Below are 26,568 nucleotides of genomic sequence, written 5' to 3' on the forward strand. Positions count from 1 at the left end.
ATATATTTTATAATTCCAAATGAAATATTCTCCTATTTTTGCGACAATCCTAATTCCCATATAAATGAAAATATTTTTACTAACTTTTCTATTGCTGTTTATAACAGCTAATCCACTTTTTGCACAAAGAGATACGGAGCATTGGTTTGCTCCGATGGCGGCACGGAGCACCAATGTTGTCAATCCACAGCAGGCTTTATATTTCTCCACGGATTCTACCACTCCATTTCCTGTGGAAATTTACAGTAATAACGTCCTGCTGGGAACAGTAACGGTTTCCAAAGGGGCCCCTCAGACATTTATCATTCCTTTAGGGAGCATTATTACCAGCAATACTTCTGAACTTTTCGTTCCGGTAAGCAAAGGGATATATACAAAAGGTACAAAACCTTATTTCGCCACCTTAAGGTTTTCCGTAAGCAGTCATGGAGAAATTCTGACATCTAAAGGAAAAGCAGGGATCGGCAAGAAGTTTTATGCGGTAGTTTCGCCCATAGAAAATCCTATCGTTGCACTGAATTTTACTACCGGTGTGATGGCTACAGAGGATAATACTATCGTTACTGTTTCAGATTACTCTCCCGACGTTATATTTACCAACGGATGGACGGGTGTAAGCAATCCAACTCTGACTTTTACCCTCAATAAAGGCCAGTCTTATATCATTGAAGGGATTGGCGATAGAGCCGGAAATAAAGAAGGTTTTATCGGTGCCAAAATAGAGGCTGATAAACCGATTTCTGTAACTAACGGAAATTTTAATGGCCAATTCGCTATTATTCCGCCGGGTGGCTTTTTTGATGGAGCAGATATTGTCATGGATCAATCTGTTCCTACAGACAGACTGGGAAATGAATTCGTTCTTGTAAAAGGAAACGGAGATATCAGTGAAAGAATGGAGGATGCGTTAATTGTTGCTACAGAAGGCGGTACCCAGGTATTCATTAACAATGGTGCAACTCCGGTAATCACATTGAATGAAGGAGAAAGCTACAGAGTGAATAAGTTATCCAATACCAATTACATCAATCAGGGTAATAACCACTACAATATGTACATTAAAACAACAAAAAATGTTTACGTGTACCAGCTATTAGCAGGTGTTGCAACAAGTAACGCAACAATTGGATTCAATTATATCCCACCTTTGAACTGCTATCTTCCAAGAAGAATTGATGAAATAGGAAATATTAACATCCTTCCCCCTACAACCAACAATGTTAAATTAAATATCCTGACAGAAACAGGAGCCGCAGTTACTGTTAACGGTGCTACCCCTCCTGCTGCTCAGGGACCCTATCCTGTCTCAGGAACTTCATCATGGGTATCCTATTCTGTACCGAATGTTACAGGAAACGTAACAATAACCTCTTCAAAAGCTGTAACAGCAGGAATCTCCGGAGGAAGTGGCGTGGTAGGATATGGTGGATATTTCGCAGGATTTTCCTCCATTCCGGTTATTGCCAAACAGACCGGCGACTGTATTCCTGGAATTGTTCTGGAAGTGGATGACAGCTTTGATTCTTACCAGTGGTACAGAGATAGCACTCCCATTACCGGAGCTGTAGCCAACTCTTATATTCCGACACAATCGGGTAACTATACTGTAAAGATCACGGTAGGCTCATGTCCGCCAATAACTACTCCCGTGTATAAAGTATTTACTTGCCTTACGGAAACTACATTGAATGAAACGGTTTGCGACGGCGTTAAGCTGATTGTTCCAACATTTACAAATTCAACACAATCTGTGGTACCAGGCAGTGTAATCATCGTTACACCTCCTGTTAATGGTAATGCTGTAGTTGACCCCGTGACAGGGGTGATAAGCTATGCCCCTGCCTATACTTATGTAGGACCAGACTCATTTGTTTATAAGTTTTGTGGAAATAATCCTGACTTTACAGATTGTGAGGAGGTAACATTAAATTTAACAGTTTCTGAGAGTCCGATTGTTAATAATGCTTCTTTAAGAACCTGTTATCTGGAAGCGAATCCAGCGACAGGATTATTTAACCTTACTAACGCTTCAGTAACTGTACAGCCGGGAGTAACCAAGAAATATTATCCTTCTCCTACAGATGCGGACAACAGTACGAATGAAATCTTAAATCCAGCAACTTATATTGCCCCTACCGGAGTTGCGTATGTAAAAGTAATCAATGCAAACGGCTGCTACAGAATTGCAGAGGTTTCACTTACCGTTCTTCCCCCTGTAAAGTCTACTGTTCTTGTTGATAAGATTATTTGTATAGAAGACAAAACAACATTGGATGCCGGACCTGGTTTCAATGGCTACGAATGGAGCACAGGTGCTACAACACAGTCCATCCAGAATGTTGGTGTAGGAACTTATTGGGTAAAATTGAAAACGGGCGATTGTGTAACGCTTCAGACTGTGAAGGTATATGCTTCCGAACAGCCGGTTGTTTCCAATATTGATATTTCAAATACCACTGTTACCGTTTATGCAATAGGCGGAACTCCTCCATACCAGTACTCACTGGACAATATCCAATGGCAGGATACCAACATATTCACAGATGTGGCAAGAGGGACACCTGCAGTATATGTGAAAGACAGTTATAACTGCGATCCAATAAAAGTAGAAATTACCATTCCTAATCTGATCAATGCTATTACCCCTAATGAAGACGGGGTCAATGATGTCCTCGATTATTCATTATTATCAGGCAAAAAGAATTTGGAATTCACCATTTTTGACCGATATGGAAGCAAAATATTCCAGGGAGATAAATCAAATGGCTATAAATGGAACGGAACTTTAGGCGGAAGCAAAAGAGTTTCTACCGGAAATTACTGGTTTGAGATCCATTGGAATGAACCTGCTGGCAAACAGACTGCTGTAAAATATACAGGTTGGATTCTTGTCAAAAGCAGAGAGTAAACGCTGAAAAATACAACTTCCCAAACCGCGGTTTTATCATCGCGGTTTTTTTATTACTTTTTCGACGTATAAATCCATTTTATTATTAAATTTGTGTTAAACTCCCTCTGCTGAATGAAAAAAAATTTATCTTTTTTGTTTATATTTTGTTTTTTCGCCTTTGCCTTCGCACAGTTGGACAGGGAACATTGGTTTGCACCCATGATGGATAGAAGCATCAGTCCTAATCCATATCAGAAATTATACTTATCGACAAACAGAACAACTCCTTTCCCGGTAAATATTTATAATAACAATGTACTTATCGGTACGGTAACCATCAGTAAAAATAATCCCCAGAAATTTGATGTATTAAGGAAATATATTATCACTACCCTTCAGGCAGATTTGTTTACTCCTACAACGAAAGGACTATATCTAAAAGCAGAATTTCCTTTTTATGCCAATCTCAGGTTTTCTGTGTTCAACCACGCTGAAATTATTACTTCTAAAGGAATACCTTCTACAGGAAAAAACTTTTATGTTGCCAATGCTCCCATTACGGTCAGTAATCCTATCTTAAACTTTATGGCCAGCGTTCTTGCAACAGAGGACAATACAACAGTTACAGTAAGTGGATATAAGCCAACCGTACAGTTCTCGAACGGTACTACCGGAACCACAAACCCTACAATGACTTTTACTCTTAATAAAGGACAGTCATACATTATAGACGGGGTGGGTACAATAAACACTGATGGTTTCATTGGAGCTAAGATCACTGCCAATAAACCAGTCAATATTACCAACGGAAATTTCAACGGTCAATATGCAGGAAACTACCCTTCAAGCTCTGATATTTTAATGGATCAGGCTGTTCCTGTCGAAAGGCTTGGAACTGAGTTTGCTTTGGTAAAGGGAAACGGCAGAATTGGATCCAATATGGAAGGAGCTATTGTTATTGCTACTGAGAATAATACGCAGATCTTTGTCAATGATGAAATTCCTCCCCTTACTACTATAAATGCAGGACAATATTTTATTATTCCTGATTCAAAGTTTAAACTACAGGCAGGCGTCCATTATAACCTTTACCTTAAAACATCCAAAAATGCTTATGTCTATCAGATTCTTGCCGGAGATTCCGTTTCAGGAAGTGAAGTAGCAACCGGCGGATTCAATTTTATTCCGGCACTGAACTGCTATCTTCCCAAACAGATTAATGAATTAGGTTTTATTGATGAGAATTTTGTTCATTCAACCGCCAACCCTTCAGGAATCCTTAATATTCCAACAAAGCTGAATCTTATTACAGAAAAAGGAGCCAATGTCACGGTAAACGGCGCTGTTCCACCGGCAACAACAGGTCCATTTAATATGACAGGCACCGCCAACTGGGTTACATACGGTATTCCTAATGTTACCGGCACAATCACTATAGTTTCTGACAAAGCAATCACCGCTGGAATTAATGCAGGGAGTAATGCTGTAGGATATGGAGGTTTTTTTGCAGGCTTTCCTACACAGCCCGTTATTTTAAGCTCAGGAGGAGGCTGTGCTCCCGGCATTGTACTTACAGTAGATCCTGTTATTTACGATACTTATCAGTGGTATGTAAACGGAACTCTTATTCCCGGAGCCACAGGATCATCCATTAGCCCCACACAGTCCGGATATTACACCTGTTCCGTGACGATGGGGAAATGTGCACCTTTGGTGACAGAACAGTTCAAAGTACTTAATTGCACCAAACTGACCGCCACCACCTATAATGTCTGCAGCACAAAAACGATAACCCCTACATTCAGCAGCTCTGCACAAACTCCCGTCCCTTCTACGGTAGCCATTGTGAATGCTCCTACACTGGGAACAGCTGTAATCGATCCTGTAACCGGAATCATTACTTATACTGTTAATACTCCAGGAAGTACGGGGACAGATACTTTTACCTATACTTTCTGCGGTGATGATCCTGTTTTTACGGACTGTGAAACAGTAACCGTCACCGTTAATGTTCTGGCTCTTATCGTAACAAATGCTACATTACATGCCTGTAATATTAATGGCCAGGGAACTTTTAACCTTACTTCCGCCAATGTAACCAATAACTCACCGGTAACTATTACCTATTACCCTACCTTAGCTGATGCGCAGACAGAAAACCCGGGAGCCCTTATCACCTCGACGAATGCCTATACCGCACCAGACGGCACTATTGTATATGCTGTCGTAAAAAATAATCTGGGCTGTAAAAGTATTGCCCAAATTACCCTTTCTTTATATAACGTAGCTATTGTACCGAACAATTATAACGGTATTTTCTGTGATGACAATATGGATGGAACCGTCACCGTTACTTTATCCAGTATAACAGGCATTGTACTGAATAATCCCGGTTACTTTACCAACGTAAGATATTACGCATCTCTTGCTGATGCTAATGCAGGAAACAACAATACCCTTCCTAATAACTGGAGCTATACAGCCACAACAACCATTTACATCAGGGTTGAATCTCCTGATGGCTGTGCTGTTGTTGTGAAACCTTTACAGTTCAGCATAGGAGCCCGTATTCCTTTATTAACACATACAGCCGTAACAAGCATTTGTGATGATGATCTTGACGGAATAAAGGCGATTGATCTTGCACAGTTTATTCCACAGTTTACAGCAGATCCAAATGTAACTTATACTTTCCATGGAAGTTTAGCTGATGCCCAGAATGACACTAATCCTATATCAGCAACCGTTAATAGTACAGGTACCCAGACCTTTTATATCAGATTTGAAAAAAATGGGGTCTGTCCTGAGGTTGGTTCTATTAAAATCACCGTTAAAGCCCCTAAGAAATCTGATATTTTAAAAGACAAGATCATTTGTCTAAAAGCTACCACTACATTAGATGCAGGTCCCGGGTTTGAAAAATACCTATGGAGTACGGGAGCCACTTCTCCTTCTATTTCCAATGTTCCTGTGGGGAGCTACTGGGTGGAGCTTACATTCAATGGTTGTGTTTACAAGCAATATGTTAATGTTATAGAATCACCTCTCCCGGTTATTACCTCTCTTGAAATCAACGGATCTACAGTAACGGTGGGTGTAAGCGGCGGTGTACCTCCATATGAATATTCTCTGGACGGAGTAAGCTGGCAGAGCTCAAATGTGTTCAACAATGTGCCAAGAGGAGCTCACAAGGTCTTTGTAAGAGACTCTAAGCTGTGTGGTGAAGTAGAAAAAGCATTTGCCATCATCAATCTCATCAATACCATTACTCCTAACAGTGACGGACACAATGATGTGATAGACTATTCCGCTTTAATGAGTAATACGAACCTGGAATTCAGAATATTTGACCGCTATGGGGCAGAAATCTTCAGAGGAAGCCCAAGCAACCGGTATACCTGGGACGGAACCATGGGCGGAAGGCCTGTACCAACCGCTACCTACTGGTATTTCATATCCTGGACAGAATTTGGCACCTCTATTCCTATAAAATATACAAGCTGGCTACTGGTAAAACGTAAGTAACGAAATGATTTTAGTTCAAATTTCATGATATCGTTTTTATTTATGATTATTTATAACATTCATTAACAGTTAAGTATTAAAGTTTAATATAACTTTAACCTGTAATCACTATCTTAATAGGTATAAATTGCCGTATTTCTACGTAATTTTGCCCTAATTATATGAAGAAGCTAATTACCCTATTGATGCTGGTTTTTCTGGCAAAAATCAATGCACAGACATATTCCGGAGAGGTATTTTTAAGAGACAACTCGATCTTGTATCTTAACCAGGTTTACGTAACCAATCTGAATACCCAAAAAACGGTACTTACTGATTATAACGGTACTTATAATATACCTGCCGTTCCCGGAGATGTGATCCGTTTTACGTCTATCGTCACAGAACGAAAAGATGTAAAGCTTACTCCCCAGATGATGCAGCAGAAAAATTTAATTGAATTGAAAATTGCTTATTACGAGATACAGGAAATTGTATTGAGCAGGTTCAAGCCTACGGGAAATCTTAGGTATGACGTAAATTCTATAAGAAAAGAAGATAAAGGACTGGCTATCAAAAAAGTGATTGGACTGCCTGAGCCTAAGGGTGACGGAACCTCTCCTGAACTTCCGGTTGCGGGATTAAGAGACGGCGGACTTACTTTCAGCCTGGAAAGCATCTATGATATCCTTTCGGGAGACAGAAAGAAAAAACAACGTTATATGGCCTATGAAAGAATGAATAATTCTGTGGCCCAAATTAAGAATTATCTCGGTAAAGATTATTTTGCCAAGTTCAAAATCCCTGACAACCTTATTGATAATTTCCTTCAGTTTGTTTATACTTCAGAAAATATTGAAGCGTATGTCCTGTCCGGTAATTTTGAGGCGATAAAAATTCCTATCGAAAAGTACCTCCCGATCTATCAGAAAAGGCTTAAGACTTCAAATCTTCAGGAAGTCATTAAATAAACTTTTATATTTTAGGAAATGTATACTATTTAATAATTTATAGTATACATTTCTTTTTTTATTTAAAAATATGTTTAATTTTATCTCACAATGACGTATCTAAAATAAAAACAATTGTATTTCGTTATTGTAATAAACTAATGACCCAAAAACACAAATTAAGAAAGAACATCAGCTTTTAACTTAATATTTGTTAATGAAAAAATTACTTTTACTATTTGTTTCTGTTCTGTTTTTTAACTTATCTGCCCAAAAAAGAGGGAAAGACTACACGAATATTTTAAAAAGTAAAAACATCTATGAGATCAATGCTTTTCTCAGAGATGCCCACCCCGATGATCCCCGCCGGTCTGTATTGAAACCCAGAGTGATGGAAATGATGACGCAATACATTAAAGATGCTCATCCTGCAGACCAAAAAGTAAAAGACATGCAGGAAATGCTTGCTTTGCTGAAAAGAAGACCGTCTACAAAGATCAGTTTTGATGAAATGAACGCCATTATCAAACAGAAACAGATCGCCAAATATAAAGCAGAACTTGCTGCCAAACAATCTACGGTGGTGTATACGCCAAGTACCACTCAAAATGCTTTTGTCGTTAATACATCCGCCAATGTCGCTGTTCCGAATGCCGAAGCTGAGGAGTTTAATCTACTGATGGCTGTAAATCCGGTGGAGCACAAAAATAAAACGGTCAAAATATTAAATTCCCTGTTCGACAACGATCCAAACAGCAAAACAAGTATAGTTCTGATCAAAAACAATTCTGACTGTAATATCATTGTGAGAATGGAAGGTGTTGGAACTACCAAATACAGGCTTGCCGTTCCTGCCCATGATGACAGTACGATTGTTATAGATAAGGGCCAGTATCTTTTCACAAGTCTCGTTTGTGGCGCTCAGTATGCTTCTCAAAAAACAATCGAAAAAGCTATAATGGTTACATTGGGAAGTTCTCCAACTCAGTAAGCATTCCTAAAATCTGTCGAGACCTGCCTTTTATGTCTAAAAGGCAAGGTAATCTATGTAAAAATTGCTATTTTTGCAGGATTTTATAAATGACTCGATGGGCAAAAATAAATTAGCAAGATTCGCTGAAAACAAGATTTTACCAAATGTTATCCAACCTACGAGAGAGGATGCACTCAATGGTTTTCCGCTTAAAGGCAACTGGAGAAAGGATTTCTTTAAGAACGAAAATCCAATCGTACTTGAGTTGGGTTGCGGAAAAGGAGAATATTCTGTAGGGCTTGCTAAAACATTCCCTGAAAAAAACTTCATCGGAATAGATATTAAAGGAGCCAGATTCTGGTTCGGAGCCAAGGAAGCTGTGGATAGCGGAATGAATAATGTAGCATTTCTCAGAACACAAATTGAGCTTGTAGATCATTTTTTTGCAGAAAATGAGGTTGACGAGATATGGATCACGTTCCCTGATCCTCAGATCAAATACAAACGTACAAAGCACAGGCTTACTCATCCTGACTTTTTAGAACGATACAAAAAATTCCTGAAGCCAGGTGGAATCATCCATCTGAAAACGGATTCAGAATTTCTGCATGGCTATACATTAGGCTATTTGCAGGGTGCCGGTTATGAAATCATTACAGCCCACCACGACATTTATGGCGCTCCTGAGTACGATCCGAATACGGAACATCTCAGAGATATAAAAACCTACTATGAAGAGCTTTTCTCTGCTAAAGGAAAAACAATAACTTATATAAAATTCCGGATAAGCTAATGGAATAACACAACAAATTGATGAAAAAAATTTTAACGACCCTCCTCTTCTTTTTCCTGGTTTCGGGTTCCGCTTCGGCGCAGAAAAAACACAAGGATATCCTAAAAAGCACAAATACAAAGGAAATTGAAGACTACCTTAAGAATGCACACCCTGATGACCCTAAAAGATATGTGCTAAAACCTAAACTTATTGCCTTAAAGAATTCCAACTGGACAAAAGGGGCTAAAACCGCAAAACCAATGGAAGCCAGGCCGGTAATGACTGATATTCCGAACAGATTTTTGAGAAACTCCAACTCTAATGATGCGGAAGAGTTTAAAAGACTCATCGCCGAAACTTCTGATCAGCATAAAGATAAAACGGTAAAACTTCTGAATGCTATGTTTGATGAAGATATTACCAGTAAAGAGGCTGTGCTTCTATTTAGAAATAATTCGGACTGCAATATCATCCTGAGAATTGAAGGAAAAAATTTCTACAACCTGGCAGTTCCTGCACATGGTGAAAATTTTATCATTCTCAATAAAGGTTCTTATACCCTGAACAGTAATGTCTGTGATGTAAAATACTCCTCTCAGAAAGACATAAAAAAAAGTATATTTGTAGTGATTGAAAATCCCGGTACACCCAGGCCTGATGCCAATAAAGATGCAGCAAAAGATCAAAAGGAAACTGTACCTGTGAAACCTTCAAAAAAGAAAAGATCAAAAAAATAAACTGAATGAAAAAGCTAGCCACTTTCTCCGGAATTTCACTTATCCTTATAAGCTGCAGTGCCAGCTACAGCAGTTATCCCAGCTATCCTATAAGAACTCCTTCAAGTCCGGGAAGTACTGTGATGAGTACGGAAAGAGAATACGCAGAGCTTATTAAGACCTATAAACCTGAAACAGCAGATGTTTTAACAGACCTTCTTAATGAGGATTCTCCGAGCAATCCCAGAACTTCTATTTCGGTGGAAAATAAATCTCCCTGCAATATGGTCCTTACTGTGAGCAGCACCGGCTTCCTTAAAAAGATCCCGATAGGCTCTGGTAAAGTGGGTTATACAATGGTGCCTAAAAACCGGAACTACAGACTCTCCGGAATGCTCTGTAACTCCTCTTATGATTCTACAAAGTATATTACCACATCTTATGCTATAAAGATCAGCAATTAAAATAAACCCCTCTCAAGTTGAGAGGGGTTCTCTTATATATCAGAATATGAAAACACAAAAAACGCTGGATAGAAATCCAGCGTTTTTCATATATTAAAGAAAATCTTTAATTATTCAGCATCGAAATCAGTATCTGTTTCAGCAGATACTTTTTCTCCTTCTTCTTTAGATTTTTCTTTATCAGCTTTTCTTTGAGACTGTCCTTCTTTGATAGAATCAGAAACAATGTTCAGGATCATATCGATAGATTTAGAAGCATCATCGTTTCCTGGGATAACGAAGTCTACTTTTCTAGGATCAGAGTTTGTATCAACAATACCGAAAACTGGAATACCTAATTTCTTAGCTTCAGTTACAGCGATGTGTTCTCTCATGATATCTACAACGAAGATTGCAGAAGGAAGACGAACCATGTCAGAGATAGAACCTAAGTTTTTCTCTAGGTTAGCTCTTTGTCTGTCAACCTGTAATCTTTCTTTTTTAGATAAAGTTTCGAACGTACCGTCTTTTTTCATTTTGTCGATATGGTTCATCTTCTTTACAGCCTTTCTGATTGTAACGAAGTTCGTTAGCATACCTCCAGGCCATCTTTCTGTAATATAAGGCATATTAAGTTCAGAAGCGTGTTTTGCAACCACTTCTTTCGCTTGCTTCTTAGTAGCTACGAAAAGAACTTTTTTACCTGCAGAAGTTAATTTTTCTAAAGCACTACAAGCTTCATCTAATTTAACTGCTGTTTTATGTAAGTCTACAATGTGAATACCGTTTTTCTCCATAAAAATGTATGGAGCCATATTTGGATTCCACTTTCTGGTCATGTGACCGAAGTGTACGCCAGCCTCTAAAAGGTCTTTTACATTTGCTTTTGCCATGTTTTCTGTTTTTGTTAGTTTACTTTCCGTCTTTTAAACAATCAACAACTTCTTTAGATGGGAGAAGTGTTTGGATGCTAAACGTAACGGGCAATTTTTTTGTTTTGATAAATAGATATTAGATACAAGACCACAAACCGAATATATTCTGAAATTTGAAATCTTGAATCTGAAGTCTGAAAATTAACGTTTTGAGAATTGGAATCTCTTTCTTGCTTTTTTCTGACCTGGCTTCTTTCTTTCCACCATTCTTGCGTCTCTTGTAAGTAAACCAGCTGGCTTCAAAGCTAATCTGAATTCAGCATTGATTTCACATAAAGCTCTTGAAATACCTAATCTGATAGCTTCTGCCTGACCTGTATTACCACCACCGAAAACATTTACGGTAACGTCATACTGACCAACAGTTTCAGAAAGGATAAACGGTTGGTTCAACTTGTAAACCATCACGTCTGTAGAGAAATAAGTTGCAGCATCTTTACCGTTTACTGTAATAACACCAGAACCTGGTCTTACATAAACTCTTGCTACAGAAGTTTTTCTTCTTCCGATTTTGTGAACTATAGACATAATTAATTATTTAAATTCGTTAACATTAATTGTTTTAGGCTGTTGAGCTTCATGTTTGTGCTCAGTTCCTTCATATAGATAAAGGTTCTTCAATAAAGCAGATCCTAATCTGTTCTTTGGCAACATACCTTTTACAGACTTCTCCAATACTTTTAAAGAATCTTTCTTCTGAAGTTCAGCCGCAGTCATAGACTTCTGTCCACCAGGGTAACCTGTATGCCAGATGTAAGTCTTATCAGCCCACTTATTTCCGGAAAGCGTAATTTTCCCAGCATTCAAAACGATTACGTTATCACCACAATCTACGTGAGGTGTAAAGTTCGTTTTGTGCTTACCTCTCAAAATCTTTGCAACCGTAGAAGCTAGTCTTCCTAACGGCTGTCCTTCAGCGTCTACCACAACCCATTCTTTATTAGCAGTAGCTTTGTTCGCTGAAACAGTTTTGTAACTTAATGTATTCACACGTTTTAGTTAAAGATTAAACATAATTTTCCCCTAAAAGGGTGTGCAAAGGTACAAATTATTTTCGTAACCCAAAAACATATTTTATTTAATCTGTACTATCTCTGGATTTCAATTCCTTTTAATTGATTATCAACCATTGACTTGATATATGACTTATAAAATGATGACTAATTAAAAACATTTCAAAATTCTAAAAACACACATAAAAACACAAAGAGTTTGAATATTAAACTCGGACTTTATTAACTTTACTTTAAAGATTTCCTTTAAAGCTTATTAATGTGATTATTTTATGTGGCGAAATATTTATATTTGTGTCCAAATCATAGTCCCAAACTATCCATGAGCCACGGAAAAATAAGAGAAGATAAAACCTGCCTGAACTGCGGGCACCAGGTTGAAGAAAGATTCTGCCCGCACTGCGGACAGCAAAATATAGAAAGCCGCCATCCTTTTTACTATCTGTTCACTCACTTTTTTGAAGACTTCACACATTATGACGGCCAGTTTTGGGGAACTATGAAAAATCTGCTTTTTAAGCCTGGAAGACTTACAAAGGTGTATCTCGAAGGAAAAAGACAGCAGTTTGTCCCGCCGGTGAAGCTTTACATCTTTATCAGTTTTATAACATTTCTCTTTATTTCATTTCAGATAACAGATTTAAATTTCGGAAAGGAAAATTCCCGTCAGGCAAAAGAAATCAATAAAGAGATTCAAAAAGAAGCCGCTAAAAATAAAGCTGTAAATGAGGCTTTACAGTCTCCGGAAGCACTAAAGGCGGATTCCCTTACCGGCGGAATGCTGACTCGTGCATTAGATTCCAGCCAAGTTAAAAATACAGCTCAAGATGATGTAGATGTTGAAAATATATTTAAAGAGAATAAGAGCATTACAAAATCTTTAGGACTGCAGTCTATGAAGGATTTTGATAAGAAAGATCAAAAGAACGGACACAAATATCAGACTTTTCGCCCTTTCGTAGCTAAAATCTTTGAATTGGAAGAAAAAGGCCATTCTCCTAGTGAGATTATCAATCTTTTTATTAAGAGTTCGGTTCACAATTTACCAAAAGCTCTTTTCATATACCTTCCTCTGTTTGCTTTTCTGCTATGGATATTTCACAGTAAAAAAAAGTGGTGGTATTTTGACCATGGTGTTTTTACTCTCCATTATTTTTCCTTTTTATTATTGCTGACCCTTCTTCTTTTTGTACTGAATAAGGTGTTTAGCTATTTTGATGAAACAAGCAGCTTTGCCATTATTATGAAATGGTTGCTGACTACAGGAGCTACTGTTTATGCAGGATGTTATTTTTTTGTAGCTCATTATAAGACCTACCGCACGCACCCTGCCCTGACTATTTTAGTAGGTGCTATTCTATTCTTTATCAACACCGTTTTATTTACATTCTTATTAATGGGCTTGGGAATCGTTAGCTTTTTATTAATGCATTAACTACGCAGGGACTTGTTTGCCCTAAAACTAGCAATAAGATAATAGGCTACAAAAACCGTGGAAAACTTCAGGATAGACGGAATGGCAAGCTCCAGGTTGAATATGAATGTTCCAATGAGCACCAAAATACCCATTGCGACAAAGGAAATACCTAATTTTTGCGGCAATGTAAAATTGGGCGTATCCAGATAATAAGCAATTCCCCATGCTATCCCAAAAGACAGGGCATAATATATATCAAGACCTACATTATCAGAACTGTAAAAAAAATAATTGATCAGGAAACTAAGAACAGTTCCTAAAGCAAAGTACATCAAAGCCTTTTTCATACTCTATATATTAATGGTGCAAAAATAAAGAATTTACTTGTCATTATTAAACGAATGATTGTTAAGTTGGGAAAATAACAACCCGCCACCTGCAATCAACTATCTTAAAATCAAACCATTAAACAAAACCAAAAGGTTCTTATTTTATTATTATATTTGAAAATTCAGAAATTTTCTAGATTTTTTTATGGAAACCCAAAAATATACTCCAACCAACAAAGTGAGAATCGTAACAGCGGCGTCATTATTTGACGGACACGATGCTGCGATTAATATCATGCGCCGCGTGATCCAGGGAACAGGATGTGAAGTGATCCACCTGGGACACGACAAATCAGCTGAGGAAGTTGTTAACACAGCGATCCAGGAAGATGCCAATGCTATTGCATTAACCTCATACCAAGGCGGCCACAATGAATATTTCAAATATATCTACGACCTTTTAAGAGAAAAAAACTCCCCGCAGATCAAAATTTTTGGCGGTGGCGGCGGTGTAATTCTGCCGGAAGAAATTGAGGATATCATGTCTTACGGAATCGACAGGATTTATTCTCCGGATGACGGCCGTGAACTTGGCCTGCAGGGCATGATCGATGATTTGGTTAAAAGATCGGATTTCGCGACAGGAAAAGATATAACCGCTGGTGATCTGGATTCAATCAGTTTTGAAAATTCCACAAGCATCGCTAAAGTTATTTCCGCCGTCGAAAACTTCTCAGAAGAAAAACCTGAACTGGTAAAAGCAATTGACGAAAAATCAAAAGATCTAAATATTCCTATCATTGGTATCACAGGTACTGGTGGAGCGGGAAAATCTTCATTAACAGATGAACTGGTAAGACGTTTTATCCGTTCAAATCCTGATAAAAAAATCGCCATCATTTCCATTGACCCCTCTAAAAAGAAAACAGGAGGTGCTCTTTTGGGAGACAGAATCCGTATGAATGCGATCAATGATCCTAGAGTTTATATGCGTTCGATGGCCACAAGAGAAAACAATGTTTCCGTTTCTCCGTTTATTCATTCTGCACTGAATGTTTTGAAACTGGCTCATCCTGATGTTATCATTCTGGAAACTTCGGGTATCGGACAGTCCGGTTCTGAAGTGTCTGATTTTGCGGATGTTTCAATGTACGTCATGACTCCTGAATACGGAGCTTCTACGCAGTTGGAGAAGATTGACATGCTAGATTATGCTGATTTAGTGGCATTAAATAAATCTGATAAACGTGGGGCTCTTGATGCCCTTCAAGCCGTTAGAAAACAGTTTCAGAGAAACCATCTGTTATGGGAACAGCAGTTGGATGACATGCCTGTTTATGCAACAAAAGCATCTCAGTTCAATGATCACGGAACAACTGAATTATACAATAGATTAGTTGCAAAAGTAAATGATAAATTCTCCGGTTTAAACTTACAAGGTTTTGTTGAACAGGAAATTACAGACGAAGTAACCATCATTCCTCCAAAAAGAGTTCGTTATTTATCTGAAATCGTTGAAAACAACAGACAATATGACGCCAACGTTGAAAAGCAGGCTGAATTAGCCAGAAAAATGTATCATATTGAAGGGGTAAAAAGCTTCCTTTCGAATGAGACCCTGGACGCTGAATATCAAAAAGCAGAAAAAGATCTTCAGCAGGAAAATATCGACTTCTTAAAAACCTGGGATGATACGAAAAAAGCTTTTCACGAAGAGTTTTATTCTTATTTTGTAAGAGGAAAGGAAATTAAAGTGGAAACTTCAACGGAATCTTTATCCCACTTAAGAATTCCAAAGATTGCTTTACCAAAATACACAGACTGGGGTGATCTGATCAAATGGAAGGGTCAGGAAAATCTTCCCGGAGGATTCCCGTACACTGCAGGAATTTATCCTTTCAAAAGAACAGGAGAAGATCCGACAAGAATGTTTGCAGGAGAAGGAGGTCCTGAAAGAACCAACAGAAGATTCCATTATGTTTCTGCGGAAATGGATGCAAAACGTCTATCTACAGCGTTTGACTCTGTAACTTTATACGGACAAGATCCAGCTTTACCACCAGATATTTATGGTAAAATCGGAAATGCGGGAGTTTCTATCGCAACATTAGATGATGCAAAAAAATTGTATTCCGGATTTGATCTGGTAAATGCGATGACTTCGGTTTCTATGACCATCAACGGTCCTGCTCCAATGCTGCTGGCTTTCTTTATGAATGCAGCCATCGATCAGAATGTTGAAAAATATATTGCCGAACATAATCTTGAGGCGAATGTTGAAAAAGCTCTAAAAGCAAAATTTGATGATAGAGGCTTAGAAAGACCAAAATACAACGGTGAACTTCCTCCTTCCAACAATGGTTTAGGATTAAAATTATTAGGAATTACAGGAGATGAAGTGATTCCTGCTGAAGCTTATGCCGAAATTAAGGCTAAAACCATTGCGACAGTTCGTGGAACGGTTCAGGCTGATATTTTAAAAGAAGACCAGGCTCAGAATACCTGTATTTTCTCTACTGAATTTGCCCTTCGTTTGATGGGTGACGTTCAGGAATATTTTATCACGGAAAAAGTTAGGAACTTCTACTCCGTTTCTATTTCAGGATATCACATTGCAGAAGCGGGCGCGAACCCGGTTTCTCAGCTGGCATTTACTTTGGCAAATGGTTTCACGTACGTGGAATATTATTTGTCAAGAGGAATGGATATCAATGATTTTGCCCCGAATTTGTCATTCTTTTTCTCTAACGGTATCGACCCTGAATATTCAGTGATCGGCCGTGTAGCAAGAAGAATATGGGCAAAAGCTATGAAGCTGAAATACGGAGCAGACGAAAGAAGCCAGATGCTGAAATACCACATCCAGACTTCAGGACGTTCGCTGCATGCGCAGGAAATTGATTTCAATGATATCAGAACGACGCTGCAGGCACTTTACGCAATCTATGATAACTGTAATTCTCTTCACACCAATGCTTACGACGAGGCTATTACAACGCCGACTGAGCAGTCTGTAAGAAGAGCGATGGCGATCCAGTTAATTATTAATAAAGAATTAGGGTTAGCTAAGAATGAAAACCCTCTTCAAGGATCATTTATTATTGAAGAGCTTACGGATCTTGTGGAAGAAGCAGTTTACGCAGAATTCGACAGAATTACGGAAAGAGGCGGTGTGCTTGGCGCCATGGAAACCATGTACCAGCGTTCAAAAATTCAGGAAGAATCGATGCATTATGAATGGTTGAAACACACAGGAGAATATCCGATTATCGGAGTGAATACGTTCCTTGGAAAAGACGGCTCACCAACAGTACGTCCGGGGGAAGTTATCCGTTCTACTGAGGAAGAAAAGCAGGTTCAGATCGAAACTTTACATAATTTCCAAAAATCTAATGAAGACAGATCTGCAGAAGCTTTAAAACAATTGCAATATGCAGCCATCAACCAGCAAAACTTATTTGCCGTGATGATGGATGCTGTTAAATACTGTTCTCTTGGACAGATTACCAATGCTTTATTTGAAGTGGGTGGTAAATACAGAAGAAATATGTAAACCCAGACAATTTTAAACATTGTTGAGCAATATTCAACTTATAAATTAAACCTCAAGGAGATTTCTTTGAGGTTTTTTGTATTTTTACACAACAGCAACATTTTAACTAATGAAATATATTTTATTCCTGATTGGAATTATTTCCTCCGGACTCTTCAATGCTCAAGAAGCTGATAACAACCTCCAGGGTTATTTTATGACCAATTCTAAAGAAACGTTATACCCATATTTTGCTTTTGATGGTAACGGAAAGGTCGATATTGCAGGATATGGAAAAGGAGATTATTTTGTGAAAAATGATTCTGTGGTTGTTTTTCCGGATAAGGATATTTTTATTTTTAAAATGTCTAAAAACCGTTTGACCGGTAATTCAACCTGGGTTAAGGACACCAAGTGGGACCTAAAGAAAGACAGCCTTGCCGAAAACAACAGAAAAGATGATGCCCTGGCTAAGAAAAACGCACAGCTTCTTTATGAATATTACCGTAAAACAAGAGCCAAATCCAATGATCTTGACAAATTATTTGATGAAAACGCAATGACAAATTATACAAAAACCATTGACGATTTATGTACCAGAGGTCTTGCAAAGGCATGCATGGAGAAATTTGGATTGATGATCATGAACGATGTCGGCGGAATGGAAGCCGTTTTAAAAAACAAACTGAAAAAGCCTAAACAGAATCCTGAAATCATCAGGTTAGGACAAAAAATAATCAGCATGGGCGAGGTTGAAGGCCATACGGTTTTAGGAAGCTATTATTATAGTCTGGGTGACAAAACCAAAGCAAAAAAAGAATGGCAAACAGCAACTGATAAAGGAAGCACAAAAGCCGGATTAGCACAATTTGAAGCAGAAATGAATGATGCAGCAAAATAAAACGCAGAATGAATTAATGAAACCAAAAGCCGTATTCAACTGGAGTAGTGGAAAAGATTCTGCCCTTGCATTTTATAAAATCCAACAGGAAAATCAGACTGAAGTTACAACTCTGCTTACCAGTATCAATAAAGAGTTTCAGAGGATTTCCATGCATGGTGTTCATGTCTCACTTTTAGAAAAGCAAGCCGAAAATATAGGATTGCCTTTGATTAAAATGGAACTCCCCAAGGAACCCTCCATGGAAGAATACCGTGAGATTATGGGTAAAACGATGTCAGACATTCAAGCTATGGGCATTACGCAGTCTGTTTTTGGGGATATTTTCCTGGAAGACCTCCGGAAATACCGTGAAGACCAGCTGAATTCCATAGGAATGGAAGCTATATTTCCACTTTGGAAGCAGGATACAACCGACCTCATCCACGAATTTCTTAATCTTGGCTTCAAAACGATTGTGACCTGTGTGAATGAAACTTATCTGGACAAAAGTTTTGCAGGAAGAATCATTGACCAGGATTTCATCAATGATCTTCCTGAAAATGTTGATCCATGTGGAGAAAACGGGGAATTCCACACATTTACTTTTGATGGGCCTATCTTTAAACATCCTGTTCAGTTTGAAATAGGAGAAACAGTAAAGAAAACCTACCCTAAACCTCAAGTAAATCCTGAAGATGAAGACGGTGAGTATGTTTTCTGGTTCTGCGATCTTATTTTGAAATAAGATTCTATTAGTTACTAGGATTTTTAATTTAATCTGAATTCGAGATTAAAAATTAACGCAATGATAAACAAGTTTTATAAGAAAATAATTGATTTTTAAAATTTACAAAGCCGTTTCACGTATTAATACGCAGGGAAGTATTACTTTACTGAATAAACAGACTACTCTAGCGTTGCTATTATGTTTTTCATCACATTAAATATCAGCTCGACATCCTTTTCGGTGGTTTGCCAGTTAACAAAAGCAGCTCTGATTCCTTTATGCTTATTATAAAAAGTAGGAGTCATGAAGACTTTTCCGGTGTCATTCAGTGCTTCCAGAAATCTGTTGACCTGATCCTGTTTTGCTTCCTCTTTTAAAGTAAAACATACTGTATTTAGCCTTACGGGAGCCAATAATTTGAAATCCTTACTGTCTTCAATCAGTTGGGCAAGTTGTTTAGACAGCGTTATATTGCTTTCTACAATATCCTGATATCCTTCTCTGCCATATGCCATGATAGAAAACCATGCAGGAAGCGCCTTTAATCTTCTTGAATTCTCAGGAAGAAAATTCAAATAATTAAAATTCTCCAACGGGTCTCCCAGATAAGGAGCATTGGAATTCTGAAAGGTTTCCATCTGTAAAATTTTGTATTGTTCTTTTACAAAAAATACCGCACTTTCATAGGGAACGTTTAACCATTTATGACAATCTACTGTAATACTGTCTGCGTATTCCCAGCCGTCAACAAGATGTTTATAAGTATCTGAACAGGCTGCAAAACCTCCGAATGCTGCATCTATATGCCACCAAAATTTATATTTTCCTTTCAGCTTTCTGATCTCTGTAAAATTATCAAAATCAACCGTATTCACGGTTCCTCCACTGGAAATTAAGATGAACGGTTCTCCATTAAGCTGTATGATATGATCTTCAAGATCCTGTATGTTAATCGCTTCGCGATCTTCTGCAGCAGTTTTTATCTTTATAATATTATTGCTTCCTATCCCTAAAAGTGACAGCGATTTTATGGATGATGAATGGGGTGTAGCTGTCAGTATTTTAACAGTTCCTGACATTCCTTCTTTAGCAATATCCCTTCCCTGCTCTTTTCCCAGCCATTGCCTTGCGACCGCCAGACATGTAAAATTAGACATTGTGGCTCCGGTTACAAAACCTCCCAGAAAACTTTGCGGCAGGCTAAGTAGATCCAGCAGCATCTTTATGGTTTCCATTTCTACATTGCCCGAGATATCTCCCTGGCCTGTTGTAGTTTGAGTATTCTGATCGTAGACTGTTGCCAGCCAATCTCCCGCAATGGAAGCTGGAGTAGTGCCTCCGGTTACAAACCCAAGGTACCGCGGCCCTGATGATCCTACTATGATGGGTTCAAATCTTTCATTGAATATTTTTAAAGTCTCTTCAGTTCCAAAACCGGACTCCGGCAAGCTTATGTTTTCAGGTGCCCGATTATTATTTACAGAGGTGGGCCTTTCTGCCAGGGTATTCAAGTATTGAGTTCCTTGCTGCTTTATGATTTCAAGTATATGATCTATTTGCACTGAATCGCTTTTCAAATATTCTTTCATTATGATATATTGTAAAATAATTTATTCAAAAATATTAAATACTTGTAAGATTCTACCCTGGCTTAGCACAAATTTTGCTTCTCTTTGAGACTTCAAAGGATTTTCTTACATTTAAATATGTATCAATCCTAAAGTCAGTAACTTTTAATATAAAACACCTGTGATAAAAAACGTTTCCTTTCTTCTGCTTTTCTGCTTTTTGTTTTCATGTAAAACTGAAACTCTCCAAAAACCGGTTGACAAAAATGTAATTATTGATTCCACAATTACAGCTTTTCAAAAAACACTTTTGGAACAGCAGATTGATTCTGTATTTAAAAAATATAATTTTAATGGAAGTATTGCCATATTTAAAGATTCTCTGCAACTGTACAGGAAAGAAAACGGCTATTCCGATTTCAAGAATAAGGTAAAAATCGACAGCAATACGGTTTTTGCTATTGGGTCTGTAAGCAAACAGTTTACTGCTACTCTTATTCTTCTTCAGATGGAACAGGGAAAACTGAACGTTAGTGACAAAGCATCCAAATACCTGAAATCATTTCAAATCAAAGAGTATGAAAATATTACTATTCACCAGCTTTTAAATCACACTTCGGGATTAAATACTTTCGGAGGAAAGCTGATGTTCAAAAGCGGTTCGGATTTTTTCTATTCTAATGACGGCTTTAATGCTCTGGGCCAAATTATAGAAGTTGTTTCAGGAAAATCATACGATGAAAATGTCATGGAGCTGTTCAAAAAAGCAGGAATGAAAAATTCTTCCACGGGAAATATCTTTGAGGGTAAGAATTTTGCAGGTGCTTATTTGGGAAATGCTACAAAATTTACAGCCGTTCCGAATATGCCAAAAAGATTGGGAGGAAAGGATATAGGAACTCCGGCGGGTGGCATTCTTTCAACCATAGAAGATCTCCACATCTGGAATAATGCGATCTATAGCGGAAAAATCCTCAAAGCTGAAACTTTAAAGCAGTTTGTTTCTAAAAGCTCGGAAAGACATCATGCCATTTTAGGGAAAATGGGCTATGGCTACGGCATCATGATCAATATCGGAAGCCCTGAAAGTTATTTTCACAGCGGCTATGTAAAGGGCTCCCCTTCGCTGAATATTTATTATCCACAAACCAAAACCTCTGTTATTATTTTATCTAATATTGCGGATGAAGAAAAGGGAAAAAGTTCAACTTTCAGGCCTCATGTGGAAGTTAAAAAGATTACGGACCATCTTGAGAACACTTTGCTACAGCTCAAAGCAAAACACTAATTTATTTAACCTGAATTCAGATAAGAAAATTAAGCCTAATGTACTGTAAGCTACTATTGGACTTATAGCTATTGCCTAATATCAATTGCCCGCAGGCTGAAGAAAATCCTGCATTCTTTTTAGGGTCTTTTTATGTTCAAAAAAATTGAACAGGGTGAAAATTACAAAGGTCTGCATAACAAAGGGAACAAGTAATGTAATAAGTGTCCCGGCTATTTCAGATGTATTTTGCATTCTGAAAAACTGGTAAGCATAATGCCCGGTTTTTCCAACAATCTGCAACATGGAAATCGTACATATTACCATCAAACCCGTATTCTGCTGGTATGAGGTGTAAAAACACTTTCCTTTGTATTTAAAATCTGTTCTCATATATTTCCAGATTTTAATATTTAATAACCATACTGTCCCCATTATCAGTAAAAACAGTCCATTCAGTAGTCTGAAAAATATTGTGTATTCTTCCTGATTTTTTGAAAAATAAATCAGCAGCAGGTTAATTCCAAAGAAAGCAAGACCTATTATAAGAGACTTTTTCAGGAGTATATTAAATTTTTCTTTAATGATCTTTTTTACAATTAATGGAATCTCTACAGGAGAAAATAAAAAGTAACTTACCATTTTAAATTCTCCGTCCCATGATTTTTTTACGTTCAGAAACGCGTCTTCAAAATTCAGATTTTTGCGAAGCTGAACATCTGCAATCTGGGAGATCATATGGTCCTTTATTTCCACTAAAATATCAAGAGGAAGTTCCTGAAAAATAAGATAATCTGTAACCTGTTTTTCCTGTGCTTTGGTCATCATATGTTAAAAATAGTATTGAGGTTTAACAAATAACTTTTCATTTCGTTTTCTTGAACAGCCTGGTGTTTCTTTCCCTTTTCTGTCAGGAGGTAATATTTACGGTCCCTACCGTTGATCTTTTGGATCTCTGAGGTGATCATCCCGTCATTCTCCAATTTATGCAGCAGCGGATACAGCGCACCTTCCGTCATCTCAAGCTCCCCTTCCGTAAGTTCTTTGGCACGCTGGGTAATCTGATAGCCATACATTTTCACTTCTTTAGAAAGCAGTTTTAGAATAATGTTCTGGAGTGTTCCTTTGTAAAGACTGTTCTTTTTCAAAAACCTTGTTTTTATACCTTGTAAATCTATGCATAATTTTCTTATGCATTAAGTTTTTTCTGAAAAATATCTATTTTGCGGTATGAAAAAAATGTATTTCATCGCTATTTATCCTCCACAGAGCATCATTGATGAAGTAAAGGTGTTCAAACAAGATCTTGCTGCGAATTATGATAATTCAAAAGCATTAACCAATGATGCACATATTACTTTATTATCACCTTTTGAAAGAGAACTTGAACTGGAAAGTGATATTCATACTGCTTTCCAGAAGATAGATACGGATATTCCTCCCTTTGAAATACTACTGAATGGTTTCGGAAGTTTTCCCAATCCAAAAAATGCGGTCATTTTTGTACAGCCTGAAGCCAACGAAAATTTAAATTTACTTCATCAAAGGGTAACACAGCACTTCAGTTTTGGCAAGAAATCTTTTACGCCTCACATGACTGTTGGCTACAGAAATCTTAGTTTTGATAATTATCTGAAAGCATGGGAAGTTTATAAGACCAAAGTATACAAAACTAAATTTTTAGTCGACAAAATTCTACTTCTCCGTCATGACGGAAGATGGATTCCCATTGCTGAAAAACATTTAAAATAAGGCTCAATCAAACTTTATTACAATTCACCAAAAAAGATTTATAAACCCTATCTTTGAAGCATGATTTCAGAGAAGATAATTTTAGGGATTGATCCCGGAACAGCGATTATGGGTTTCGGCATTATTTCCGTGACCAAAAGTAAAATGGAAATGATTTCCATCCACGAGCTGATCCTGAAAAAATATCCGAACCACGAAACAAAACTGAAATATATCTTTGATAAGACATTAGCTCTGATCGATGAATATCATCCTGATGAAGTCGCTCTGGAAGCTCCATTTTATGGGAAAAACGTGCAGAGTATGCTTAAACTCGGCCGCGCACAAGGCGTTGCAATGGCCGCAAGCCTGTATAGAAATATTCCCATCACGGAATACTCTCCTAAAAAGATCAAAATGGCCATCACTGGAAACGGAAATGCCAGCAAGGAACAGGTAGCCGGAATGCTCCAGAACCTTTTAAAACTGAAAGAATTTCCTACCAAATATTTAGATGCTTCAGATGGCTTGGCTGTTGCAGTCTGCCATCATTTTAATTCCGGGACTATTGCAGATACAAAATCCTACAGCGGATGGGATAGTTTTTTGAAACAGAATCCGGGGAGGGTGAAGTAAAGTATGAGTTACCTTATAAAATATGAACTTTTTTATAAGTATAAGATGTTATTCTAGGTTCCAAGAGTTTTTTTCCGTTCTTTTCTATTAATTATTCCTGCATTTGTTTGGGTTGAATTTCTGTTATAATGGTTACACTCACAAGACTTGTTAATTAGAAGTTATAGCCTTTAATTTTAAACATCTCAGAAGTATATATGATGAAGGAGACGTTTCTACAACTAAAATACATTCTTCCTCTGCAAGTCTCTTTGCATTACTTTGATAATCTATACTGTTCGTAAAATGAAAAAATAATGTTACCAACGAGATTTCTATAGAAAATACCGCAGTTCTGGAACAGCTAAAGCTTATCAACTAACTCGACAACGAAGAAAAAAATATTCTTCTAAAGCTCATTGAAACTCTCGTTTCCAAAAAAATGTTTTAAAGACTATTTACAGAAAAACATTGCTGCACTATAGTTTGTTTCATATTTGGAAACAGAGCAACATAAAATACAAAAACCACCGCAATTGCGATGGGTTCTTTTTTATCTGCCACACGATACAATCGTGTGGGAGCGATGGAAGTAGAGATCGCATTTCTAATAAATTTTAAAATAAAACCACTGTTTTTCACAGTGGTTATTTTTTTGAGACGTAAAGACACCCGCGCCAGATTGGGAATATCCCTGTCAATTAGGAAAATTTTAATCGTATAGATTTATAGAAGAATACCCATAATAAAACTACACTTATTATAATATTATAAATCCCCAGAGTTTTATCCGAAGGAGAATACAAATATGTATAAGTAAAGTATTCCATTGTAAAAAATAATATTACAGAAAGTAAAAAATATATTCCTTTATTTATTTTAAAAATAAAATATAGAGGTAAAATTAAAACCAATATTAAAGGGATTGTATATATTGAAACAAATAAAATATAATTTAAAGTAAGTTTAGATACTTCAGATGATGTTCCAGCATTATCTAAAACAATATTTTTAAATCGATCTCCAATAAAAGCAAGTAGAAAAAAGAAAAAAATGTACTTAATTATTAAATACAAAAAGGTACTGATTAAATTAGTTTTAAGCATATTAATTTCTTTTATAAAATTTTGATGGATAATATGAAAAATCTCTTTTAGGGGCTGTTGTTCCTCTTGGAGTTACAGTAATTCCTGATGCATTGGGTGCGGTATGGGTCCCCGGAAAAGATGGTTGATTATATTGCATTAAAAGATAATGATTCTGATAAGGATCACCATTACCTAAAACTGTTAGATCTGCCGAAGGAAATACATTCGTGGAAGCTTCTATTGAAAGATTGCCATTACTATTAGTAAAGTTAATATTAAGTTTTTGAGCAACATCTACAATCTTAAATCCTGCCGCATTTAATCCTAATTCTTCAATTGGAGATACACTTGCGTGCTGTTCAAAATTTACATTAATTCCTGTGGAAGTAGTACTCATTCCAAATACGTTATTACTCCCCCCTTCTCCTGGATAAAAATCTCTTGGTGTACCAATAGGGGTAATTCCTGGTGCTGAAGAAAATTCTCCAACCATACTTGTTAATTCTCCTTGTTCATTCTCTCTGCCTGTTAATTTCAATGTACTTGTTAATTTGTTTCCCGCAGGATCTATAAAAGGAGGTGTTGGACCATCCCAAAGTTTCCCATCAATGTAGCTTCTAAAATTAAAAGTAAGTTCCTTCCCAAGATAGTATTCCCCATTTTTAGTTGTAGCTTGAGAATTGGCATTTTTATCCCAATAAATACTTCCATCTTGTCTTTGGACAAAATCATTTATTCCTCTTCCATCAGGATCAATAAAACGTATAGGATTGTTCACAGCGTAATTATAAGTTGAATGCCTTCTGTATTGTTCACTCAAAGGATCTACAACACCCCACCTCCCAATATCCGGCATATAAAATCTAGCTCCATAATCATACATCCCACTTTCCTGAAGCTCCTTGCCATTGTACTTATACTGATAACTATAATTCCCAGGTAAACTGTTATAGCTGCCATGTTTTAATCCAAATGGGTAGTAATTGTTCTCTTCAACCACTTCAAGCATTGCTCCATTATTAAAATAACTCAATCTTACATTTCCTAAATGATCAATGTAATTATAAATATACTTATTTTTTTCAAAATCAAAATAACCCTCTGGTGTCGGTGCAAACTTTAATGTTGGAACCGTAGGAACCGTTGAACCAAATGTTTCCAGATTGTTATATTGAAATCCATCTAAGTAATCTGTATTCTGTTCAGCACCCG

The 26,568-nt window shown here is 37.2% G+C and carries 22 protein-coding genes; 14 read left to right on the forward strand and 8 right to left on the reverse strand.

Annotated features, from left to right (window positions below; genetic code table 11):
• The first annotated feature begins 64 nt into the window (after positions 1-64).
• The 7 genes from DRF61_RS07505 (at position 65) to DRF61_RS07535 (ending at position 10,272) form a co-directional block, all read left to right on the forward strand.
• On the forward strand, positions 65-2,908 hold the full coding sequence (locus DRF61_RS07505; RefSeq protein WP_111955592.1) for a T9SS type B sorting domain-containing protein: 2,844 nt from the start codon (positions 65-67) through the stop codon (positions 2,906-2,908).
• A gap of 114 nt (positions 2,909-3,022) precedes the next feature.
• Positions 3,023-6,415, forward strand: coding sequence for a T9SS type B sorting domain-containing protein (locus DRF61_RS07510; RefSeq protein WP_167409410.1), 3,393 nt, complete (start codon positions 3,023-3,025; stop codon positions 6,413-6,415).
• Between the two features lie 161 nt (positions 6,416-6,576).
• Positions 6,577-7,365: a hypothetical protein gene (locus DRF61_RS07515; RefSeq protein WP_111955596.1), complete on the forward strand. Its 789-nt coding sequence runs from the start codon at positions 6,577-6,579 to the stop codon at positions 7,363-7,365.
• Positions 7,366-7,561: 196 nt separating this feature from the next.
• Positions 7,562-8,335, forward strand: a complete 774-nt coding sequence (locus DRF61_RS07520) for a DUF6759 domain-containing protein (RefSeq protein WP_111955598.1) — start codon at positions 7,562-7,564, stop codon at positions 8,333-8,335.
• A 97-nt stretch (positions 8,336-8,432) separates the two neighbouring features.
• On the forward strand, positions 8,433-9,110 hold the full coding sequence (gene trmB, locus DRF61_RS07525) for a tRNA (guanosine(46)-N7)-methyltransferase TrmB (protein WP_111955600.1): 678 nt from the start codon (positions 8,433-8,435) through the stop codon (positions 9,108-9,110).
• A gap of 20 nt (positions 9,111-9,130) precedes the next feature.
• Positions 9,131-9,829 (forward strand): DUF6759 domain-containing protein, encoded by a 699-nt coding sequence (locus tag DRF61_RS07530; RefSeq protein WP_223560391.1) that lies wholly within the window; start codon positions 9,131-9,133, stop codon positions 9,827-9,829.
• Positions 9,830-9,834: 5 nt separating this feature from the next.
• Complete coding sequence (locus DRF61_RS07535; RefSeq protein WP_111955602.1) at positions 9,835-10,272, forward strand: DUF6759 domain-containing protein; 438 nt, start codon at positions 9,835-9,837, stop codon at positions 10,270-10,272.
• Positions 10,273-10,382: 110 nt separating this feature from the next.
• Here DRF61_RS07535 and rpsB read toward each other — a convergent pair whose 3' ends face one another.
• From rpsB to rplM, 3 genes are all read right to left on the reverse strand, one after another.
• Positions 10,383-11,144, reverse strand: a complete 762-nt coding sequence (gene rpsB / locus DRF61_RS07540; protein WP_111955604.1) for a 30S ribosomal protein S2 — start codon at positions 11,142-11,144, stop codon at positions 10,383-10,385.
• Between the two features lie 183 nt (positions 11,145-11,327).
• Positions 11,328-11,714 (reverse strand): 30S ribosomal protein S9, encoded by a 387-nt coding sequence (gene rpsI / locus DRF61_RS07545; RefSeq protein WP_045501218.1) that lies wholly within the window; start codon positions 11,712-11,714, stop codon positions 11,328-11,330.
• A gap of 6 nt (positions 11,715-11,720) precedes the next feature.
• Entirely contained in the window at positions 11,721-12,176 is a 456-nt protein-coding gene (rplM, locus tag DRF61_RS07550; RefSeq protein WP_034706094.1) for a 50S ribosomal protein L13, read from the reverse strand.
• A 345-nt stretch (positions 12,177-12,521) separates the two neighbouring features.
• Here rplM and DRF61_RS07555 point away from each other — a divergent pair, with 345 nt between their 5' ends.
• Positions 12,522-13,634: a DUF3667 domain-containing protein gene (locus DRF61_RS07555; protein ID WP_111955606.1), complete on the forward strand. Its 1,113-nt coding sequence runs from the start codon at positions 12,522-12,524 to the stop codon at positions 13,632-13,634.
• On the opposite strand, the gene DRF61_RS07560 is transcribed toward DRF61_RS07555, so the two are convergent.
• A complete protein-coding gene (locus tag DRF61_RS07560) occupies positions 13,631-13,963 on the reverse strand; it encodes a hypothetical protein (protein ID WP_111955608.1) in 333 nt (110 codons plus the stop codon). The genes DRF61_RS07555 and DRF61_RS07560 overlap by 4 nt on opposite strands.
• Positions 13,964-14,150: 187 nt before the next feature.
• Here DRF61_RS07560 and DRF61_RS07565 point away from each other — a divergent pair, with 187 nt between their 5' ends.
• The 3 genes from DRF61_RS07565 (at position 14,151) to DRF61_RS07575 (ending at position 19,105) form a co-directional block, all read left to right on the forward strand.
• Positions 14,151-17,498: a methylmalonyl-CoA mutase family protein gene (locus DRF61_RS07565; protein WP_111955610.1), complete on the forward strand. Its 3,348-nt coding sequence runs from the start codon at positions 14,151-14,153 to the stop codon at positions 17,496-17,498.
• Positions 17,499-17,607: 109 nt separating this feature from the next.
• Positions 17,608-18,378 carry a hypothetical protein gene (locus DRF61_RS07570; RefSeq protein WP_111955612.1) on the forward strand — a complete coding sequence of 257 codons (771 nt, stop codon included), beginning with the start codon at positions 17,608-17,610 and terminating at the stop codon, positions 18,376-18,378.
• Positions 18,379-18,394: 16 nt separating this feature from the next.
• Positions 18,395-19,105 (forward strand): Dph6-related ATP pyrophosphatase, encoded by a 711-nt coding sequence (locus DRF61_RS07575; RefSeq protein ID WP_111955656.1) that lies wholly within the window; start codon positions 18,395-18,397, stop codon positions 19,103-19,105.
• A gap of 161 nt (positions 19,106-19,266) precedes the next feature.
• On the opposite strand, the gene DRF61_RS07580 is transcribed toward DRF61_RS07575, so the two are convergent.
• Positions 19,267-20,676: a pyridoxal phosphate-dependent decarboxylase family protein gene (locus tag DRF61_RS07580; protein WP_111955614.1), complete on the reverse strand. Its 1,410-nt coding sequence runs from the start codon at positions 20,674-20,676 to the stop codon at positions 19,267-19,269.
• 289 nt (positions 20,677-20,965) lie between these two features.
• On the opposite strand from DRF61_RS07580, the gene DRF61_RS07585 reads away from it, so the two are divergent.
• Positions 20,966-21,943: a serine hydrolase domain-containing protein gene (locus DRF61_RS07585; protein ID WP_228452693.1), complete on the forward strand. Its 978-nt coding sequence runs from the start codon at positions 20,966-20,968 to the stop codon at positions 21,941-21,943.
• A gap of 81 nt (positions 21,944-22,024) precedes the next feature.
• On the opposite strand, the gene DRF61_RS07590 is transcribed toward DRF61_RS07585, so the two are convergent.
• Positions 22,025-22,750 carry a hypothetical protein gene (locus DRF61_RS07590; protein ID WP_146897172.1) on the reverse strand — a complete coding sequence of 242 codons (726 nt, stop codon included), beginning with the start codon at positions 22,748-22,750 and terminating at the stop codon, positions 22,025-22,027.
• A complete protein-coding gene (locus DRF61_RS07595; RefSeq protein ID WP_034746505.1) occupies positions 22,747-23,070 on the reverse strand; it encodes a PadR family transcriptional regulator in 324 nt (107 codons plus the stop codon). Before DRF61_RS07595 ends, DRF61_RS07590 begins: the two co-directional genes overlap by 4 nt.
• Positions 23,071-23,152: 82 nt before the next feature.
• On the opposite strand from DRF61_RS07595, the gene DRF61_RS07600 reads away from it, so the two are divergent.
• On the forward strand, positions 23,153-23,674 hold the full coding sequence (locus DRF61_RS07600) for a 2'-5' RNA ligase family protein (protein ID WP_111955620.1): 522 nt from the start codon (positions 23,153-23,155) through the stop codon (positions 23,672-23,674).
• A gap of 60 nt (positions 23,675-23,734) precedes the next feature.
• Positions 23,735-24,289 carry a crossover junction endodeoxyribonuclease RuvC gene (ruvC, locus tag DRF61_RS07605; RefSeq protein WP_040997663.1) on the forward strand — a complete coding sequence of 185 codons (555 nt, stop codon included), beginning with the start codon at positions 23,735-23,737 and terminating at the stop codon, positions 24,287-24,289.
• Positions 24,290-25,375: 1,086 nt separating this feature from the next.
• Here the strand turns inward: ruvC and DRF61_RS07615 are convergent.
• The coding region (locus tag DRF61_RS07615) for an RHS repeat-associated core domain-containing protein (RefSeq protein WP_167409411.1) at positions 25,376-26,568 on the reverse strand (1,193 nt) is incomplete at its 5' end.

Source organism: Chryseobacterium lathyri (assembly GCF_003290185.1).
Taxonomy (GTDB): domain Bacteria; phylum Bacteroidota; class Bacteroidia; order Flavobacteriales; family Weeksellaceae; genus Chryseobacterium; species Chryseobacterium lathyri.

Excerpts from the sequence above, each read along its gene's own strand:
- ruvC (WP_040997663.1), top strand. The coding sequence starts at position 23,735 with ATGATTTCAGAGAAGATAATTTTAGGGATTGATCCCGGAACAGCGATT.
- rpsI (WP_045501218.1), bottom strand. The coding sequence starts at position 11,714 with ATGTCTATAGTTCACAAAATCGGAAGAAGAAAAACTTCTGTAGCAAGA.
- DRF61_RS07570 (WP_111955612.1), top strand. The coding sequence starts at position 17,608 with ATGAAATATATTTTATTCCTGATTGGAATTATTTCCTCCGGACTCTTC.
- DRF61_RS07510 (WP_167409410.1), top strand. The coding sequence starts at position 3,023 with ATGAAAAAAAATTTATCTTTTTTGTTTATATTTTGTTTTTTCGCCTTT.
- trmB (WP_111955600.1), top strand. The coding sequence starts at position 8,433 with ATGGGCAAAAATAAATTAGCAAGATTCGCTGAAAACAAGATTTTACCA.
- DRF61_RS07575 (WP_111955656.1), top strand. The coding sequence starts at position 18,395 with ATGAAACCAAAAGCCGTATTCAACTGGAGTAGTGGAAAAGATTCTGCC.
- DRF61_RS07505 (WP_111955592.1), top strand. The coding sequence starts at position 65 with ATGAAAATATTTTTACTAACTTTTCTATTGCTGTTTATAACAGCTAAT.
- DRF61_RS07555 (WP_111955606.1), top strand. The coding sequence starts at position 12,522 with ATGAGCCACGGAAAAATAAGAGAAGATAAAACCTGCCTGAACTGCGGG.
- DRF61_RS07515 (WP_111955596.1), top strand. The coding sequence starts at position 6,577 with ATGAAGAAGCTAATTACCCTATTGATGCTGGTTTTTCTGGCAAAAATC.
- DRF61_RS07560 (WP_111955608.1), bottom strand. The coding sequence starts at position 13,963 with ATGAAAAAGGCTTTGATGTACTTTGCTTTAGGAACTGTTCTTAGTTTC.
- DRF61_RS07520 (WP_111955598.1), top strand. The coding sequence starts at position 7,562 with ATGAAAAAATTACTTTTACTATTTGTTTCTGTTCTGTTTTTTAACTTA.
- DRF61_RS07530 (WP_223560391.1), top strand. The coding sequence starts at position 9,131 with ATGAAAAAAATTTTAACGACCCTCCTCTTCTTTTTCCTGGTTTCGGGT.
- DRF61_RS07580 (WP_111955614.1), bottom strand. The coding sequence starts at position 20,676 with ATGAAAGAATATTTGAAAAGCGATTCAGTGCAAATAGATCATATACTT.
- rpsB (WP_111955604.1), bottom strand. The coding sequence starts at position 11,144 with ATGGCAAAAGCAAATGTAAAAGACCTTTTAGAGGCTGGCGTACACTTC.
- DRF61_RS07565 (WP_111955610.1), top strand. The coding sequence starts at position 14,151 with ATGGAAACCCAAAAATATACTCCAACCAACAAAGTGAGAATCGTAACA.
- DRF61_RS07535 (WP_111955602.1), top strand. The coding sequence starts at position 9,835 with ATGAAAAAGCTAGCCACTTTCTCCGGAATTTCACTTATCCTTATAAGC.
- DRF61_RS07590 (WP_146897172.1), bottom strand. The coding sequence starts at position 22,750 with ATGATGACCAAAGCACAGGAAAAACAGGTTACAGATTATCTTATTTTT.
- DRF61_RS07600 (WP_111955620.1), top strand. The coding sequence starts at position 23,153 with ATGAAAAAAATGTATTTCATCGCTATTTATCCTCCACAGAGCATCATT.